The organism is Arhodomonas sp. KWT (genome assembly GCF_010993615.1).
The window spans coordinates 1-593 of the sequence record NZ_WNXE01001009.1 but is presented as its reverse complement, the minus strand read 5'-3'; the positions used below and the strand labels follow the sequence as shown (position 1 = coordinate 593).

General features: G+C 69.8%; 1 pseudogene. It reads right to left on the bottom strand.

The annotated features are described in order from the left end of the window. A pseudogene (locus G7A99_RS23840) lies at positions 1–593 on the bottom strand (MHS family MFS transporter); the annotation flags it as partial.

Below are 593 nucleotides of genomic sequence, written 5' to 3'. Positions count from 1 at the left end.
CACAGCGCACCGAGGGTGCCGACGGCGCCGGAGAGCAGGTACAGGCCGACGTAGCCCACACCGAGATAGACGGTGAGCGCCAGCGCCACCAGTGGCGCGAAACCGGCGCCGAACAGCCAGCCCAGATCGGAGGTGATCATCGCCCCGCTGTAGCGGAACTCGGCCTGGAACGTGGAGCTGACCGCGCCGGCCGCCTGGGCGTGCGAGAACCCCAGCAGGGCGAACCCGATCAGTATGAACAGGTAGCCCTCCATGGTCCCGCCGGCGAGCAGCAGCGGCGTCCAGCCGCTGTACACCGCGATCAGCACCGCGAAGATACCCAGGGTCGCGCGGCGGCCGATGCGATCCGCGATCACCCCGGAGAGCAGCATGCACGGTATCGAGATCGCCGCCCCCAGGATCTGCACCAGCAGATAGTCGGCCCCCGTGTGGCCGTTGAACAGCAGCGCCCAGGACAGGGCGAAGATGGTCACCAGGTGGAACAGGGCGTAGCTGCCCAGGGGGGCGAACGCGCCCAGGCCGATGTTGCGGCCCTGGGTGCGCACGAGCTCGCCGACCGGCGAGGGCTCCAGCTCCCGGGTCCTGAGCAGGCT